Here is a 16,773-nt window from a genome sequence, read left to right on the forward strand (position 1 = left end):
GGTGTCAAGGGTCTAATGAGCGGGTGCTCGGTCCGTTATCGGACCGACACCTGGGGGAGGGGAGGAGGCCTGCCCTCCCGCCCGTGTCACCATGTGACCGCACATATCGGAGGAGCCGGTGACGGCAGCGAAACTGGAGTCGGGAAGGCGGGCGGCGATGGCCACCGAAGGGGCGACCACGGAGCCGGAAGGCGGGCCGGCCACTCGCACGGCACGCGTGCCCAAGTACTACCGACTCAAGCGGCACTTGCTCGACATGACCGAAACGCTCCCCCCCGGCACCCCCGTGCCGCCCGAGCGTACTCTCGCGGCCGAATTCGACACCTCCCGGACCACCGTCCGGCAGGCCCTCCAGGAGCTCGTCGTCGAGGGCCGGCTGGAGCGCATCCAGGGCAAGGGCACCTTCGTCGCCAAGCCCAAGGTCTCGCAGCCGCTGCAACTGTCCTCCTACACCGAGGACATGCGGGCCCAGGGCCTTGAGCCCACGTCCCAGCTCCTGGACATCGGGTACGTCACCGCCGACGACACCCTCGCGGGCCTATTGAAGATCGCCACGGGCGGACGGGTCCTGCGCATCGAGCGGCTGCGCCTGGCCAGCGGCGAACCGATGGCCATCGAGACCACCCACCTGTCGGCCAAGCGCTTCCCCGCGCTGCGCCGCTCCCTCGTCAAGTACACCTCGCTCTACACCGCCCTCGCCGAGGTGTACGACGTCCGGCTCGCGGAGGCCGAGGAGACCATCGAGACCTCCCTCGCCACCCCGCGCGAGGCCGGACTGCTCGGCACCGACGTGGGTCTGCCGATGCTGATGCTCTCCCGGCACTCCCTGGACGCCGACGGGGAACCGGTCGAATGGGTGCGTTCGGTATATCGCGGCGACCGTTACAAGTTCGTTGCCCGCCTCCAGCGACCTGCTACCTGATCACCGGTTGACTCCCCCTCCGACCTGGGTGGACGCTCGTACCGCTATGCGGACGGGGGCTTACATCCAGCGGTAACCCCCCGTAGATTCCCTGCGCTTAAGCAGATGATCAACGAGGGGACGAGGATCATGCCGGAACCGGAAGCAACAGGTACGGACGGGGCTCCGACAGCGGGAGGACCGGCGGGCCCCGGCTCGCCCCCTCCCCTCGGACGGACCTCCCCGCAGTCCATCGCCGTCTGGGTGGGCGTGGCCCTCGTCGGGGCCATCGGCTGGGGCGTACTGGCACTGTCCCGGGGTGAGGAGATCTCGGCCGCCTGGCTGCTCGCCGCCGCGCTGGGCTCGTACGCCATCGGCTACCGCTTCTACTCCCGGTTCATCGCCACCCGCGTCCTGCGGCTCGACAAGACGCGGGCCACCCCCGCCGAACGCCTCGACAACGGTGTCGACTTCCACCCCACCGACCGGCGCGTGCTCTTCGGCCACCACTTCGCCGCCGTCGCCGGCGCCGGCCCCCTGGTCGGCCCGGTGCTCGCCGCGCAGATGGGCTACCTGCCGGGCACCATCTGGATCGTCGCGGGCGTCATCTTCGCCGGCGCCGTCCAGGACATGGTGACCCTGTTCTTCTCCACCCGGCGCGACGGCCGCTCGCTCGGCCAGATGGCCCGGGACGAGATCGGCCCCGTCGGCGGCGCCGCCGCCCTCGTCGCCGTGTTCGTCATCATGGTCATCCTGCTGGCGGTGCTCGCACTGGTCATCGTCAACGCCCTGGCGCACTCCCCCTGGGGTGTCTTCTCCATCGGCATGACCATCCCGATCGCCCTCTTCATGGGCGTCTACCTGCGCGTCCTGCGGCCGGGCCGGGTCACCGAGGTCTCCGTCATCGGCGTCGCGCTGCTGCTCCTCGCCATCGTCGCCGGCGGCTGGGTCGCCGACTCCTCCTGGGCGGCCACCTTCACCCTGGAGAAGGAGACGCTGGTCATCTGGATGGTCGTGTACGGCTTCATCGCATCGGTGCTGCCGGTGTGGCTGCTGCTCGCGCCCCGCGACTACCTGTCCACCTTCATGAAGGTCGGCACCATCGCCCTGATGGCGGCCGGCGTGGTCATCGCGATGCCGACGCTGAAGATGCCCTCGGTCACCGACTTCGCCACGCGCGGCGACGGCCCCGTCTTCGCCGGTTCGATGTTCCCCTTCGTCTTCATCACCATCGCCTGCGGCGCCCTGTCCGGCTTCCACTCGCTGGTCGCCTCGGGCACCACCCCGAAGATGATCCAGAAGGAGACCCAGGTCCGGGTCATCGGCTACGGCGCCATGCTCACCGAGTCGTTCGTCGCCGTCATGGCGGTGATAGCGGCGAGCATCATCGAGCCCGGCCTCTTCTTCGCGGTGAACTCCCCCGGCGGCGTCATCGGCGCCACCGTCCAGACCGCCTCGAAGGCCGTCACCGACTTCGGCTTCGCCATCAGCCCCGAGGCCCTCGCGCAGGCCGCGAAGGACGTCGAGGAGGCCAGCCTGCTGTCCCGTACGGGCGGCGCGCCGACCTTCGCACTCGGGATGTCGGAGATCTTCTCCTCGGTCATCGGCGGCGCCGGGATGAAGGCCTTCTGGTACCACTTCGCCATCATGTTCGAGGCCCTGTTCATCCTGACCACCGTCGACGCCGGCACCCGCGTCGGCCGGTTCATGCTCCAGGACACCCTCGGCAACGTGCACAAGTCCTTCAAGGACGTCAGCTGGAAGCCCGGCGTGTGGCTCGCCAGCGCCATCGTCGTCGGCGGCTGGGGCTACTTCCTGTGGGTCGGCGTCAAGGACCCGCTGGGCGGCATCAACCAGCTCTTCCCGCTGTTCGGCATCGCGAACCAGCTGCTCGCGGCGGTCGCGCTGGCCGTCTGCACCACGCTGCTGGTCAAGTCCGGGCGGCTCAAGTGGGCCTGGGTCACGGGCGTTCCGCTGGCGTGGGACGTGGCCGTCACCCTCACCGCGAGCTACCAGAAGATCTTCTCCGACGACGTGAAGGTCGGCTTCTTCGCCCAGCGCGACAAGTACCAGACCGGCATCGACGCCGGGAAGGTGCTGCCGCCCGCCAAGAACATGGACGACATGCACACCGTGGTCACCAACGCCACGGTCGACGGGGTCCTGTCGGCACTGTTCGCGCTCCTGATCATCGTCGTACTGGTGGACGCGGCCCGGGTCTGCCTGAAGGCCGTCCGCAACCCCGGGGCGGTCAGCCTCTCCGAGGTGCCGTGGACCGAGTCGAAGATCATCGCCCCGGCCGGGCTCATCGCCACCGCCGAGGAGAAGGCCGAGCTCGCGGCCGCCGGCCTCGACGGGAGCGGGGGCAAGGCCAAGGAACCGGTCGCGTGAGCGGCGGGGTGCGCGGGGCGCTGGCGAAGGCCCGGTTCTACGTAAGGGAGTTCTCCGGCGAGGCCGCGTACGACCGCTACGTGGCGCACGCGCGCTCGCACGACCCGGACGCCGAGGTCCTGACCCGGCGCGCCTTCGAGCGGGCCCGCACCGACGCCCGCGAGGCGGACCCGCGCGAGGGCTTCCGCTGCTGCTGAACGGCCAGGAGGGCCCCGCCGGCGCTTCCGGCGGGGCCCTTCACGTGCTCCGAGTCAGCGCACCCAGTCCTTGAGGACATCGGTCTGGAGAGTGATGCCGACGGGCTCGGGGAGGGCGATCTCCGTGCCGTACGGCACGATGTGGATGCTCTTGTACTCGCGGCCGACGGGCTGGCTGTAGACGGAGACCTCACACTTGGCCCGGTCGATCAGCAGGTACACGGGGATTCCCGTCTCCGCATAGGCGCGGGGCGTCTCGACGTGATCCCGCCGACGGGTGTCGGCGTCCCACGAGGTCACCTCGACAGCCATGAGGACCGGCTCGGGTTCGGCCCAGTCGCCCTGGCCGACGAACGCGTCCTCGTGTGCCAGGACTCCATCCGGAATGGCGCGGCCCTGTCGGTACGGTTCCACCTTGATCCCCTGCCCCGGATGCATCCAGAGCTCCGGCCGGTACTGCAGGCAGATCCGGGTGAGCCACTGGACGATCCGCCCGTGGTCCGCGTCCGGCATGGCCTTGCTCCTGATGACCCCGTCGATGAATTCCAGCCGTGTCCCCACCCGCTCGCGGGCCGCTATGCGCGCCACGGCTTCGAAGTCCTCGGTCGTCATGTGGGGACGGTCAGTCATGAGGGTCATGCCTCGCTCGCCTTCCTCGACCGCCTTCCTCGACGGTGCCGTCTCCGACGATAGCGCCGACCACCGACACCCGTCCGGCACACTCGGCGGCATGGACTTCGAGATCAGAACGGCGAGGGAAGACGAGTACGGGCGGCTCGGGGAGATCACCGGAGCCGCCTACACCGGGGATGGGCTGCTGGACCTGAACGAGGACGACACCTACCTGAACGTCCTGCGCGACGTCGCCGGGCGGGCCGACGACGGGGAGGTGCTCGTCGCCGTGGAGGACGGCCGGGTGCTCGGCGGCGTGACGTTCGCCGCACCCGGCAGCCGGCTCGCGGACGTGGCCGGGCCGCGCGAGGCCGAGTTCCGGATGCTCGCGGTGGCCCCCGAGGCGCGCGGCAAGGGCGTCGGGGAGGCCCTCGTACGCGCCTGTGCCGAACGGGCCCGCGCCCTGGGCGTCACGGCCCTGGTGCTGTCGACCCAGCCGGCCATGCTGGGCGCCCAGCGGATCTACGGGCGACTGGGCTTCGTACGCACTCCCGAGCTCGACTGGTCACCCGTCCCGGCGCTGAAACTGCTGACCTACCGTCTGGAGCTGTAGCCGCGCCGACACAACATGTGGTGGGTCGCGCACGGGCGGCCCCCCACATGTATGCTCATCCTCGCTGTCGCCGCAGGGGAATCCGGTGCGAATCCGGAACTGTCCCGCAACGGTATGAAAAGTCCGAGGACCTGCCGACAGTGCGCCCGGATCGACCGAACCGGGTGCCGACACGTCCGGGCCTCGCGGTTGGGCCGGTGGACGCCATGTGGTGAGTACGCGATCCCGTCGCGCCCGCATGCGCCTCCCCCCGCCCCGATCCGCCGAAGACCGGGCCGAGCGAGGGAGAGCTCCCGCCGTGACCATCGCGCCTTCCGCACCGCGCGCCGAGTCCGTTTCTGGCGACACCACCGAAGGCCCGGGGGCCGCGCTGCTGCGTACTCTCACCGAGCTGACCGCCGACCTCCCCGACACCGACCCCGGCCGGATCGCCGCCGCCGCCCTGCGCGGCCGCAGCGCCACCGCCGACGAGGCCGAGCTGCGCGGGCTGGCCACCGAGGCCGCGGCGGGCCTGATCTCCGAGGACCCCGCCTACTCCCGGCTCGCCGCCCGCCTGCTGACGCTGGCCGTGGCCGACGAGGCCGCCGGCCAGGGCGCGACCTCCTTCGCCGAGTCCGTCGCCGTCGGCCACCGCGAGGGCCTGATCGCCGACCGCACCGCCGAGTTCGTCGCCGCCCACGCCGCCCGCCTGGACGCGCTGGTCGAGCACGCGCTCGCCGAGGGCGCCGACGACCGCTTCGGCTTCTTCGGCCTGCGCACCCTGCACAGCCGCTACCTGCTGCGCCACCCCATCACCCGCCAGGTGATCGAGACCCCGCAGTACTTCATGCTGCGCGTGGCCTGCGGCCTCGCCGAGGACCAGAGCGTCCAGGCCGTCGAGGAAGTCGCCTCGCTCTACACCTTGATGAGCCGGCTCGACTACCTGCCGTCCTCCCCCACGCTCTTCAACTCCGGCACCCGCCACCCGCAGATGTCCTCCTGCTACCTGCTGGACTCCCCGCTGGACGAGCTGGACTCGATCTACGACCGCTACCACCAGGTGGCGCGCCTGTCCAAGCACGCCGGCGGCATCGGCCTCTCGTACTCCCGCATCCGCGCCCGCGGTTCGCTGATCCGCGGCACCAACGGCCACTCCAACGGCATCGTGCCGTTCCTGAAGACCCTCGACGCCTCCGTCGCCGCCGTGAACCAGGGCGGCCGCCGCAAGGGTGCCGCCGCCGTCTACCTGGAAACCTGGCACGCGGACATCGAGGAGTTCCTGGAGCTCCGCGACAACACCGGCGAGGACCAGCGCCGTACGCACAACCTCAACCTCGCCCACTGGATCCCGGACGAGTTCATGCGCCGCGTGAACGCCGACGCCGACTGGTCGCTGTTCTCCCCGGCCGACGTCCCCGAGCTGGTCGACCTGTACGGCGACGAGTTCGACGCCGCCTACGTCAAGGCGGAGGCGGCCGGCCTCGCCAAGAAGACCATGCCGGCCCGCGACCTGTACGGCCGCATGATGCGCACCCTCGCGCAGACCGGCCAGGGCTGGATGACCTTCAAGGACGCCTCCAACCGGACCGCGAACCAGACCGCGCTGCCCGGCACCGTCGTCCACTCCTCCAACCTCTGCACCGAGATCATCGAGGTCACCAACGACGCCGAGACGGCCGTCTGCAACCTCGGTTCGGTCAACCTCGGCGCCTTCGTCGCCGACGGCGACATGGACTGGGAGCGCCTGGACGAGACCGTCCGCACGGCCGTGACCTTCCTCGACCGCGTCGTGGACATCAACTTCTACCCGACCGAGCAGGCCGGCCGCTCCAACGCCAAGTGGCGTCCGGTGGGCCTGGGCGCGATGGGCCTCCAGGACGTCTTCTTCAAGCTGCGCCTGCCCTTCGACTCGGCCGCCGCCAAGGCCCTGTCCACGAAGATCGCCGAGCGGATCATGCTGGCCGCGTACGAGGCCTCCTGCGACCTCGCCGAGCGCTCCGGCCCGCTCCCGGCCTGGGCCGAGACCCGCACCGCCCAGGGCGTCCTGCACCCGGACCACTACGAGACCGAGCGCCACTGGCCCGAGCGCTGGGACGCCCTGCGCGCCCGCGTCGCGGAGACCGGCATGCGCAACTCCCTGCTCCTCGCCATCGCCCCGACGGCGACGATCGCCTCGATCGCGGGCGTCTACGAGTGCATCGAGCCGCAGGTCTCCAACCTCTTCAAGCGCGAGACCCTCAGTGGCGAGTTCCTCCAGGTCAACGGCTACCTGGTCGAGGACCTCAAGCAGCTCGGCGTGTGGGACGCGCAGACCCGCGAGGCCCTGCGCGACTCCTCCGGCTCCGTCCAGGGCTTCGGCTGGATCCCGGCCGAGATCCGCGAGCTGTACCGCACGGCGTGGGAGATCCCGCAGCGCGGCCTGATCGACATGGCGGCGGCCCGTACGCCGTACCTGGACCAGAGCCAGTCGCTGAACCTGTTCCTGGAGACGCCCACCATCGGCAAGCTCAGCTCGATGTACGCGTACGCCTGGAAGCAGGGTCTGAAGACCACGTACTACCTGCGCTCGCGCCCGGCGACGAAGATCGCCCGCGCCGCGTCCGGCGCCGCCGCCGTCCCGGCCGCCACCACCCCGGCCCAGCTGCCCCAGGCGCTCGACGCCGAGGCGCTGGCCTGCTCCCTTGAGAACCCCGAGTCCTGCGAGGCCTGCCAGTAATGAGCTCCACCGAGAAGAAGAACCTCCTCGACCCGGGCTTCGAGCTCACGCTCCGTCCGATGCGCTACCCGGACTTCTACGAGCGCTACCGGGACGCGATCAAGAACACCTGGACGGTGGAGGAGGTCGACCTCCACTCCGACGTCGCCGACCTCGCGAAGCTGACGCCGGCCGAGCAGCACATGATCGGCCGTCTGGTCGCGTTCTTCGCGACGGGCGACTCGATCGTCTCGAACAACCTCGTCCTGACGCTGTACAAGCACATCAACTCCCCGGAGGCGCGCCTGTACCTGTCGCGCCAGCTGTTCGAGGAGGCCGTGCACGTCCAGTTCTACCTGACGCTGCTCGACACCTACCTGCCCGACCCGGACGACCGCGCGGCGGCCTTCGACGCCGTCGAGGAGATCCCGTCGATCCGCGAGAAGGCGCAGTTCTGCTTCAAGTGGATGGACTCGGTCGAGAAGATCGAGCGCCTGGAGACGGCCGCCGACCGGCGCCGCTTCCTGCTGAACCTGATCTGCTTCGCCGCGTGCATCGAGGGCCTGTTCTTCTACGGCGCCTTCGCGTACGTGTACTGGTTCCGCTCGCGCGGCCTGCTGCACGGCCTGGCGACCGGCACCAACTGGGTTTTCCGGGACGAGACCATGCACATGAACTTCGCGTTCGAGGTCGTGGACACGGTCCGCAAGGAGGAGCCGGAGCTCTTCGACGACGCGCTCCAGCAGCAGGTCACCGACATGCTGAAGGAGGCCGTCGAGGCGGAGCTCCAGTTCGGCCGCGACCTGTGCGGTGACGGCCTGCCGGGCATGAACACCGACTCGATGCGCGAGTACCTGGAGTGCGTCGCCGACCAGCGCCTGGTCCGCCTCGGCTTCCCGCCGGTGTACGGCTCGCAAAACCCGTTCTCGTTCATGGAGCTCCAGGGCGTCCAGGAGCTGACGAACTTCTTCGAGCGCCGCCCGTCGGCCTACCAGGTCGCCGTGGAGGGCACGGTCGACCTGGACGAGGACTTCTAGGCCCCGGCCGCCGTCCGCTGTACGCACGTCCCCGCTCCCGGCACCGTCCGGGGGCGGGGACGTCGTGCTGTGCGGGCGGGGGCGGGCCGGGCCGCGGCGGCGAGCTGGCGGTTCGTGCGGCGGTCGCGGAGGGCGCCGTGGAGGGCGGGGGCGAGGAGGAGGGCGGCGACGGCGAGGACGGTGAGGTAGTCGAGGAACGTGTTCATGACTCAAAGATCGCCCGGCCCGCCGGAACCGGACAGTGGCAGGACTGTCATGGAAGGGCGAATTACTGCCACACTGGCCCCATGCTGAAGAACGTGGCGGTGGCCCTCGTCGACGGAGTGGCGCCCTTCGAGTTCGGGATCTTCTGCGAGGTCTTCGGGATCGACCGGAGCGAGCAGGGACTCCCCGTGTACGACTTCGCGGTGTGCGCGGCCGAGGACGGGCCGCTGGCCATGGCGGACGTCGGCTTCACCATCGCGCCGGCGCACGGGCTGGAGCGGCTGGAGGAGGCCGACCTGATCTGCCTGCCCGCCGACCGGCAGGCGCCGGTGCGGGACTACCCCGAGCCGTTCCTCGACGCCCTGCGCCGGGCCGTGGACCGGGGGGCGCGGGTGCTCAGCGTGTGCAGCGGCGCCTTCGTGCTCGGCGCGGCCGGGCTGCTGGACGGGCGGCGCTGCACCACGCACTGGATGCACTCCGCGGCGCTGGCCCGCCGCTACCCGGCGGCCCGGGTCGACCCGGACGTGCTCTACGTGGACGAGGGGCCGGTGATCACCTCCGCCGGCACCGCCTCCGGCATCGACGCCTGCCTGCACGTGGTCCGCCAGGAGCACGGCGCCGAGGTGGCCAACACCATCGCCCGGCGGATGGTGGTACCGCCCCACCGCGACGGCGGCCAGGCCCAGTTCATCCAGCGGCCGCTCCCCCGCACCTCCTGCGACACGGTCGGCGAGGTGCTCGGGTGGATGTCCCGGCACCTGGACGAGGAGATCACCGTCGAGCGGCTGGCGGAGCGGGCCCACATGTCGCCGCGGACCTTCGCCCGCCGCTTCCTCCAGGAGACGGGCACCACCCCGTACCAGTGGGTGCTGCGCCAGCGGGTGCTGCTGGCGCAGGAGTTGCTGGAGGCCACCGACGACACGGTGGACGCCATCGCCGGCCGCAGCGGCTTCGGCACCGCGGCCGCCCTGCGCCACCACTTCCTGCGCACCATCGGCACCACCCCGAACGCCTTCCGCCGCGCCTTCCGGGGACCCCGCGCGGTGGCCTGAGCACGACCTGACCGGGGCCGGGGCCGGGGCCCAACGGCCGGTTATCGACCGTGACTTGACATTCGGGGAACGGGGGTCTGGCCGGGGTCCGGCGGCGGTGATGTCATCCGAGTGAGCCGTCCGCGCCCGCACCGCGCGCGCCGGCCACTCCCCCCACATGCGAAGGCCCCGCTCCGGTTCGGAGCGGGGCCTTCGTACGCGTGCGGGGCGAGCCCGGGATCAGTCGTTCGGGACGATCTCGTAGCGCGGGGTGTTCTCCGCCATCTGGCGCAGCGCGTCCTTGCGGTCGCGCTTCGAGAGGCGGTCGATGTACAGGTAGCCGTACAGGTGGTCGGTCTCGTGCTGGAGGCAGCGGGCGAAGTAGCCGGTACCGCGGACCTTGATCGGGTTGCCCTGGGCGTCCTGGCCGGTGACCTCGGCGTAGTCCGGGCGGGCCAGCGAGGCGTACGCGGTCGGGACCGACAGGCAGCCCTCGTTCGAGTCGTCCAGCACGCGGGCCGCGGCGGGCAGCTCGACGAGCCTGGGGTTGACCACGACGCCGGTGTGGCGGACGCCGTCGTCGTCCGGGCAGTCGTAGACGAAGACCTTGGCGTCCACGCCGATCTGGTTGGCGGCCAGGCCCACGCCCTCGGCGGTCTTCTGGCTGGCGAACATGTCGTCGATCAGCTTGGCCAGCTCGTCGCCGAACTCGGTGACGTCCTTGCACTCGCTGTGCAGCACCGGGTTGCCGACGACCGTGATCGGGCGGGAGGTACCGCGCTCGCGGTAGGCCAGCTCGCGCGCCTCACAGTCCTCGGTGTCCACGACGTAGCCCTCGTCGTCGATCGGGGTCACCTGGTTCTCCTGCTGCGCCATGTCCGCCGTACGCCTTCCCTCAAGTCCGTGGTGTGCCCGTACAGCCTACGGCCCAGGGTCAGCAGACTTCCTCCAGATCCCGCCACTCACGGCTGTCGGGGCTGTCGGCGACCCAGCCGTCGAGCAGCCCGCGCACCAGGCCGGCCGGCGCGGCGATGCCGCACTCTCGCTCGGGCACCCACAGGGAGCCGGATCCGGCCGTCCGGTGGCCCAGCGGGCCGGGGTGGCCCGGTTCGCTGTGGTCGTGCGGGTCGAGGTGGTCGCCGTTGCCCTCGCCGCTGGGCATCGCGCTCTCCGAACAGGTCCGGCACAGCAGGCGCACCGAGGAGGACCAGTCCTCCGCGGCGAAGCCGGCGTCCGAGGCCAGCTGTTCCAGGGCGTCGCGGTCGGCCTCGGTGGCCGCCTCCAGCAGCACCACCCAGGTCGGCACCGGCGAGGGGGCCCACAGCTCGATCTCGTCGAAGACCGGGTACGAGGGGCCGGCCGCGGTGATCCGCTCGCCGTGCGGCACTCCGTCGTGCAGGACGACCTCGCCCCAGCGCCGTCCGGAGGAGGGCAGCGGGATGGACAGGACTTCCATCCGGGCTGGATCGAGCCTGCGGCCCCACACGACCTCGGCCTCGCCCTCGGGCGACAGCCGTACGGCGGCGCTGCCCAGCTCCATGCCCACCGGCTCACCGGTACCGGCCGTGCTGTGCGGGTCGCCGGGCACCTTCAGCCCGTACGCCTGCCAGGCCCGGCGGGCCAGCGGCCAGTCCTGGAGCGCGGTCGCGGCGATGCCGACGTTCCACCAGTCCGGGGCGCCGGTCTCGCGGTCGAGCAGGGCCACGGCGCGCAGTCCGGCGGACCTGGCCTGTTCCCAGTCGTGCCGGAACTTGTGGAGAAGTGCCAGGTTGAACCAGGACTCGGACAGCCAGGGCTCAAGATCGGCAGCCCTGGTCAGCAGCGCGCCCGCGTCCTCGTACCGACCGTCGCCGATCAGCGTGAACGCGCGGTCGGTGGCCTGCCGCCACGAGGCGGAGGGCCGATGCCGTACCTTCCCGAAGATCCTCACGATTCCCGCCTGCTTGGGGGCACCCCCAGCGGTGGCTGGGGGACAGGTGCAGCCTTGCGCACACCCTCACGGACACTCCTACTGCATCCAACCATGCCCGCTCGGACGGCCGCTCATTACCCATGGGTTACCCCGGCGGAACGGGTACGACTCTGCCGCGTCCGCCCCTGGCCAGAACCCTCGCCAAGGACTCCACGACCTCCGGCTGGTAGTCGCGGCCGGTGCCCAGGCGCAACTGTTCGAGGGCGGCCAGTGAGCCGCCCGGGTGACGGCCGCCGACCGCCAGGTCGTCGTACGCGTTGACCGCGCGCACGATGCGGGCGGCGACGGGCTGCTCACGGTACGGATCCGCCTGGCGTTCCACGATCACCGCGACCTCCGCCGGCACCCCGGTCTGGCGGGCCACCTCGCCGCCCAGCTCGGCGATCCGGCGCGCCTCGGCGGCGGGCAGTCCGGCGGTGGCCCCGGCGGGGACGGGGTCGACGAGCGAGAGCTGGCCGATGTCGTGCATCAGCGCGGCGTACTCCAGGACCGTGAGCTCCCGCTCCGACAGGCCCAGCTCGCGGCCGACGGCGCGGCTGAGGGCGGCGACCCGGCGGGCGTGCCCGGGGGCGGTGTAGCCGGCGATCTCGGTGGCCCGGGCGAGGGAGGTGATGGTCTGGCGGTAGGTGGTGCGGACGGCGGTGATCCGGTGGAAGGACAGCTGGGTCAGCAGCAGCGGCACGCAGAACACCGGCAGGGCCCACAGGCCCGCCACGGCCACCCCGAGGGCCATCACGACGCCGGTGGCGCAGATCGCCGAGCCGGCGCCGGGCAGGGCGCGCAGCTCGTCGCGGAGCAGGGGCCCGTACGGCCAGCCGGTGCGGGCCCCGGCCGTGACGGCGGCGAGGACGGCGTCGCACAGGGCGGTGAGGCCCAGCAGGAGCAGCAGGAACAGGACGAGGTACGGGCCCTGCCCGAGCCGGTCGCCGAGCCTGCCCGAGTTGTGCAGGGGCTGGAAGCAGGCGGCGGCGAAGGCCACGGTGAGGACCCGGCGGGCCACGTGGTCCAGGGCCGGTCCGTGGCCCCGGGCGATGTGCGGGACGGTGCCGGCGAGGGCGGCCGCGACGACGACGGCGACGGTCTGGAGCACCCCGTGGTGGGTGGGGTGCCCGGCGTCGTGGCCGAGCAGGGCGTACGCGAGGGCCCCGGCGGAGCCGAGGGGTGCGGGCCGGCCGGGGCCGGCGGGTCCGGCGGCGTCGCCGGTGCCGTCGCCGGTGCGGGTCGGTCGGTGGTCGCGGCGGGCGAGTTCGCCGAGGGCGACGAGGGTGCCGAAGGCCAGGGCGGTGCCGGGTTCGACGACTCCGGTCCACAGGGTGTGGCCCAGCCCGGCGGCGGTGAGCACGGCCGCGGCGGCGCGTACGGCCCAGCCGGCGAGGGCCCTCACCGGCCGCCGCCGGCCCGCCCGGCGGGATCGCCGGCCCGCGGCCCGGCGGCCCCGTCCCCGACGCCCTCGCCGGCCGCACCGGAGGCCCCTGCCGGGGTCCCGCCAGAGGCCCCGGCGGGGCTTCCGCCGGAGGTCCCGCCCGGGGCGCCGTCCGCGGTCTCCCGGCGCGGCGGGCCCGGGGCTGCGGGGATGACCTGGAGGTCCTCGTCCGAGGTGACCACGGGGTGCCAGCCGTGCCGGCCGATGGCGGCGACCAGGGCCCGCACCATCGCCGGGTCGAACTGCGCCCCGGCGCAGCGCTCCAGCTCCGCGAGGGCGGTCGCCACCGGCCGGGCGCGGCTGTAGGAGCGGGTGGAGGTCATGGCGTCGAAGGAGTCGGCCACCGCCACCACGCGGGCCAGGACCGGGATCTGCTCGCCGCTGAGCCCGTACGGGTAGCCGGAGCCGTCGACCCGCTCGTGGTGGTGCAGGATCGCGGACCGGGCCTCGCCGAGGAAACCGATGCCCCGCACCATCTCGTGCCCGTACTCGGGGTGCAGTTCGATGGTGCGGCGCTCCTCCGGGGTGAGCGGCCCGTCCTTGCGCAGCAGCCGGGTCGGCACGCCGAGCTTGCCGACGTCGTGCAGGATCCCGGCGATCCGGACCACTTCGAGGCGGTCGTCCCCCATGCCCAGCTCGCGGGCGATCATGGTGGAGGCCTGGCCGACCCGTTCGCTGTGCCCGCGCGTGTAGCGGTCCTTGATGTCGACGGCCTGCACCAGGGCGCGGATGGTGGCCCGGTGCGCGGCGCGTTCGCGGTGGTACTGGGCGAAGACCCAGCAGGAGATGTACATCGGCAGCAGGACGAGCAGCGCGGCCGGAGCCCCGTACGGGCCGCGCCACATGACGGCCATCATCAGGCCGGCGAGCCCGTGCACGCAGTGCGGGACCAGGGACCGGCCGGCGAGTCCGCGCCAGGCGGTGGCGGCGGGCCGGCCCTCGGCGGCGGCGAGGACGGCCGCGTCGAGGGCGGTGAGGACCAGGCAGAAGACGACGGCCGCGACGGCCGCGGGGAGCATCGCGTACGGGAAGTCGGCCACCCGGCCGGCGGGTTCGGCGCCCCCGCCGGTGAGGGTCTCCCGGCCGCCGAGGAGCGCGTAGGCCCGCCCGGCCGCCCAGGCGGCGCACGCCTGCTGGGCGGCGTGCCAGATCCGGCGGACCCCGGCGGGCCGCCGCACGACGCCCTGCGCGAGCCCTCCGGGGACCGCCACGAGCGCGGCGGCCGGGGGCGGCAGCAGGAATACGGCGGCCATGACCACCGGGAAGAAGGAACCGATGCCCTCTGGGACCCGGCGGCCGAGGACGGGCAGGTGCCGCGCCGACTCGCAGCCGAGGTAGAGGAGGGCCAGCAGGGCCACGGCGGGCCAGGGCGTCGCGGAGCCTGGGAGGAGGGCCGGGGCGGCGCAGGCCGAGGCGGCGAGGACGGCGGCCAGGACGCAGGCGCGCGCCATCGGCGGAAGTACCCGCATGGCGCTCTCCTCCCCCAGGGGCCGGGAAAACCGGGTACCGGAATGGAGCGGTACCGCGAGGGGAGAATAGGTCGGCACCCGAACGGAGCGGGGCACATTTTCGCATTGCGCCGTACGGGCGCCCCCGGATTAGCACCTTCGAGTGAATGAAGTGTGGTTCCGGGGGCGGTGGTTCAGCGTTCGGACCGGACCGTTCAGCCGGTCGCGGGCCCGGCGGTGATGTCACCCTCCGGGACGGCCTGACCCGAACGGATCAGTTCGATCCGGCCCATGACCTTGGAGCGGAGATCGGTCGGCACGTCGTCCGATCCGCAGCAGCGCTTGACCAGCTTCTTCACGGCCTGTTCCAGGCCGTACTTCTCCAGACAGGGATTGCATTCGCCGAAGTGCGTCTCGAACTTCGTGCAGTCACTGTCGGGCATCTCGTGGTCCAGGAACTCGTATAGATGATCCAGGACCTCGGCGCACTCCGTCTCGTGCGGCTCTCCGCAGCTCATGAGCCCGAGCCTTTCAGGTCGTTCGACTCTCCCGCGCCGGCGGGGACCAGCCCGCGCTCACGGGCATAGTCCTCCAGCATTCCGCGGAGTTGACGGCGCCCACGGTGCAGCCGCGACATGACCGTACCGATGGGTGTACCCATGATGTCCGCGATCTCCTTGTACGCAAAGCCCTCTACGTCGGCAAGATAGACCGCGATGCGGAACTCCTCGGGAATGGCCTGGAGCGCTTCCTTCACGTCCGAATCGGGCAGGTGGTCGAGCGCCTGCGATTCGGCGGAACGCAGACCGGTCGACATGTGCGACTCGGCGCGCGCCAGCTGCCAGTCCTCGATCTCCTCGGCGGCGCTGCGCTGCGGCTCACGCTGCTTCTTGCGGTAGGAGTTGATGAACGTGTTGGTCAGAATGCGGTAGAGCCACGCCTTGAGGTTGGTGCCCTCGCGGAACTGGTGGAAGGACGCGTACGCCTTCGCGTAGGTCTCCTGGACCAGGTCCTCGGCGTCGGCCGGATTGCGCGTCATGCGCAGCGCGGCGGAGTACATCTGGTCGAGGTAGCCGAGGGCGTCCCGCTCGAAACGCGCATTGCGCTCAGCGGTCGTCTCCTGTGCCTGGCCTTCGTCGGTCCCAGCGACAGGACCCACCTCCTCCGACAGCGTGGCGGCTCCGAAAGCGGATCCGCTCGAATCGGAGAATAGTCGACCTTCCCGGCCCTCCGCCGCCCGAAGCGAGTCTCGCTTGGGGGCGGGCAGCACCGTCCATTCCAGGTCAGCGGCCTGCGGGCGGTTCTGGCTGATGACCTGGGTCATGCGCTCCCTCTCCTCCGAAGTCTTTCCCCTGCGTTCCGACACTCCCCACAACAGGCGGCCGGGGCAGCGCATTCCCCGGTGCGCCAAGGGTTTTCGCCGATTTCCGGGGGCCGGGCGGGGCGGGTGAGCGGGGTCACGCCGGAATCTGTCAGGTCCGGACCGCGGAGGGGCCCGTCCGGGGCTCCTTGGGGCGTCCGCGGCGCGGTCCGCGGCTTCCGGGGCTCCGGCGGGAGTCCGTCCGGGCCCGTCCGGGGCTCCGTCCGGGCCGTCCCCGGGTCAGGCCGGGAGCCCGGCGAGCCAGGGGGCGACCGCGTCCGTGATGACCGCCAGGGCCTCCTCCTGGGTCAGGTCGGCCTTCTTCGGCACGGCGAAGCCGTGGTCGCCGAAGGGCACCTCCACGAGCTCGTGCTCCCCTCCCGGGAACTCCTCCGGCCGCCCGAAGGGGTCCCGGCCGCCCTGCACCACGAGGACGGGCCGCCCGGCGCCCAGCAGCTCCTCGGCGCGGGACTTCTCCGGCTTGCCCGGCGGGTGCAGCGGGAAGGCCAGCGCGAGCACCCCGGCCGCGCCCAGGTCTGCGGCGGTCCGGCAGGCCACGCGGGCCCCGGCGCTGCGACCGCCGGCCACCACGGGCGGCCCCGGCCGCTCCAGCGCGGGCCACAGGGCCCGCCAGCCCTCGTCCAGCACCTTGGGCGCGGCGGCGACCTTCTTCCCGGCGACCCGCCAGGGCTGCTCGACCAGGGCGACGGTGACGCCCCGGGCGGGCAGTGCCGCGGCCAGGGCCTGGAGGTCGCGGGCTTCGATGCCGCCGCCGGCGCCGTGGCCCAGGGCCAGCACCAGCTTCGCGGCGCGGGCGGCGTGCCAGGTGATCCGGGCCTCGCCGGCCGGGGTGTCGACGCTCTCGGTACGGGTGCTCATGGGCCCATCCTGCCGGGCGGCGGGCCCCTGG

16 protein-coding genes and 1 riboswitch are annotated in these 16,773 nt (G+C 72.1%); of the genes, 7 read left to right on the forward strand and 9 right to left on the reverse strand.

What is annotated here, in order from left to right:
- Positions 1-157: 157 nt before the first annotated feature.
- From OG553_RS10155 to OG553_RS10165, 3 genes are all read left to right on the forward strand, one after another.
- On the forward strand, positions 158-922 hold the full coding sequence (locus OG553_RS10155) for a GntR family transcriptional regulator (RefSeq protein ID WP_007266450.1): 765 nt from the start codon (positions 158-160) through the stop codon (positions 920-922).
- 129 nt (positions 923-1,051) lie between these two features.
- Positions 1,052-3,292 carry a carbon starvation CstA family protein gene (locus tag OG553_RS10160; RefSeq protein ID WP_405978662.1) on the forward strand — a complete coding sequence of 747 codons (2,241 nt, stop codon included), beginning with the start codon at positions 1,052-1,054 and terminating at the stop codon, positions 3,290-3,292.
- Positions 3,289-3,489 (forward strand): CstA-like transporter-associated (seleno)protein, encoded by a 201-nt coding sequence (locus OG553_RS10165; protein WP_405978663.1) that lies wholly within the window; start codon positions 3,289-3,291, stop codon positions 3,487-3,489. The genes OG553_RS10160 and OG553_RS10165 overlap by 4 nt, the downstream gene beginning before the upstream one ends.
- A gap of 54 nt (positions 3,490-3,543) precedes the next feature.
- Here the strand turns inward: OG553_RS10165 and OG553_RS10170 are convergent, their stop codons facing one another.
- Positions 3,544-4,128 (reverse strand): Uma2 family endonuclease, encoded by a 585-nt coding sequence (locus OG553_RS10170; RefSeq protein ID WP_405978664.1) that lies wholly within the window; start codon positions 4,126-4,128, stop codon positions 3,544-3,546.
- Between the two features lie 91 nt (positions 4,129-4,219).
- On the opposite strand from OG553_RS10170, the gene OG553_RS10175 reads away from it, so the two are divergent.
- The 3 genes from OG553_RS10175 to OG553_RS10185 all read left to right on the forward strand — a co-directional run bounded on the left by OG553_RS10175 (position 4,220) and on the right by OG553_RS10185 (position 8,425).
- Complete coding sequence (locus tag OG553_RS10175; protein ID WP_405978665.1) at positions 4,220-4,714, forward strand: GNAT family N-acetyltransferase; 495 nt, start codon at positions 4,220-4,222, stop codon at positions 4,712-4,714.
- 19 nt (positions 4,715-4,733) lie between these two features.
- Positions 4,734-4,868: riboswitch (cobalamin riboswitch) on the forward strand.
- 144 nt (positions 4,869-5,012) lie between these two features.
- Complete coding sequence (locus OG553_RS10180; RefSeq protein ID WP_405978666.1) at positions 5,013-7,409, forward strand: ribonucleoside-diphosphate reductase subunit alpha; 2,397 nt, start codon at positions 5,013-5,015, stop codon at positions 7,407-7,409.
- Positions 7,409-8,425, forward strand: a complete 1,017-nt coding sequence (locus tag OG553_RS10185; protein ID WP_358899304.1) for a ribonucleotide-diphosphate reductase subunit beta — start codon at positions 7,409-7,411, stop codon at positions 8,423-8,425. Before OG553_RS10180 ends, OG553_RS10185 begins: the two co-directional genes overlap by 1 nt.
- Here OG553_RS10185 and OG553_RS10190 read toward each other — a convergent pair.
- The gene (locus OG553_RS10190; RefSeq protein WP_405978667.1) at positions 8,422-8,631 is read right to left on the reverse strand and encodes a hypothetical protein; all 210 of its coding nucleotides are present in this window, start codon (positions 8,629-8,631) and stop codon (positions 8,422-8,424) included. The genes OG553_RS10185 and OG553_RS10190 overlap by 4 nt on opposite strands.
- Positions 8,632-8,712: 81 nt before the next feature.
- Between OG553_RS10190 and OG553_RS10195 the strand changes: the two genes are divergently transcribed.
- Positions 8,713-9,681, forward strand: a complete 969-nt coding sequence (locus OG553_RS10195) for a helix-turn-helix domain-containing protein (RefSeq protein WP_405978668.1) — start codon at positions 8,713-8,715, stop codon at positions 9,679-9,681.
- A gap of 219 nt (positions 9,682-9,900) precedes the next feature.
- Here OG553_RS10195 and def read toward each other — a convergent pair whose 3' ends face one another.
- From def to OG553_RS10230, 7 genes are all read right to left on the reverse strand, one after another.
- Positions 9,901-10,536 (reverse strand): peptide deformylase, encoded by a 636-nt coding sequence (gene def / locus OG553_RS10200; RefSeq protein ID WP_405978669.1) that lies wholly within the window; start codon positions 10,534-10,536, stop codon positions 9,901-9,903.
- A gap of 58 nt (positions 10,537-10,594) precedes the next feature.
- Positions 10,595-11,590 carry a tetratricopeptide repeat protein gene (locus OG553_RS10205; RefSeq protein ID WP_405978670.1) on the reverse strand — a complete coding sequence of 332 codons (996 nt, stop codon included), beginning with the start codon at positions 11,588-11,590 and terminating at the stop codon, positions 10,595-10,597.
- Positions 11,591-11,717: 127 nt separating this feature from the next.
- Entirely contained in the window at positions 11,718-13,016 is a 1,299-nt protein-coding gene (locus OG553_RS10210) for an HD-GYP domain-containing protein (protein ID WP_405978671.1), read from the reverse strand.
- On the reverse strand, positions 13,013-14,524 hold the full coding sequence (locus OG553_RS10215; protein WP_405978672.1) for an HD-GYP domain-containing protein: 1,512 nt from the start codon (positions 14,522-14,524) through the stop codon (positions 13,013-13,015). The genes OG553_RS10210 and OG553_RS10215 overlap by 4 nt, the downstream gene beginning before the upstream one ends.
- A gap of 194 nt (positions 14,525-14,718) precedes the next feature.
- On the reverse strand, positions 14,719-15,021 hold the full coding sequence (rsrA, locus tag OG553_RS10220) for a mycothiol system anti-sigma-R factor (protein ID WP_388933841.1): 303 nt from the start codon (positions 15,019-15,021) through the stop codon (positions 14,719-14,721).
- Positions 15,018-15,662, reverse strand: coding sequence for a sigma-70 family RNA polymerase sigma factor (locus OG553_RS10225; protein WP_007266438.1), 645 nt, complete (start codon positions 15,660-15,662; stop codon positions 15,018-15,020). Before OG553_RS10225 ends, rsrA begins: the two co-directional genes overlap by 4 nt.
- 441 nt (positions 15,663-16,103) lie before the next feature.
- Positions 16,104-16,742, reverse strand: a complete 639-nt coding sequence (locus OG553_RS10230) for an alpha/beta family hydrolase (protein ID WP_405978673.1) — start codon at positions 16,740-16,742, stop codon at positions 16,104-16,106.
- Positions 16,743-16,773 lie beyond the last annotated feature (31 nt).

This window comes from Streptomyces sp. NBC_00158, assembly GCF_045160885.1.
In the GTDB taxonomy this organism is placed as follows: domain Bacteria; phylum Actinomycetota; class Actinomycetes; order Streptomycetales; family Streptomycetaceae; genus Streptomyces.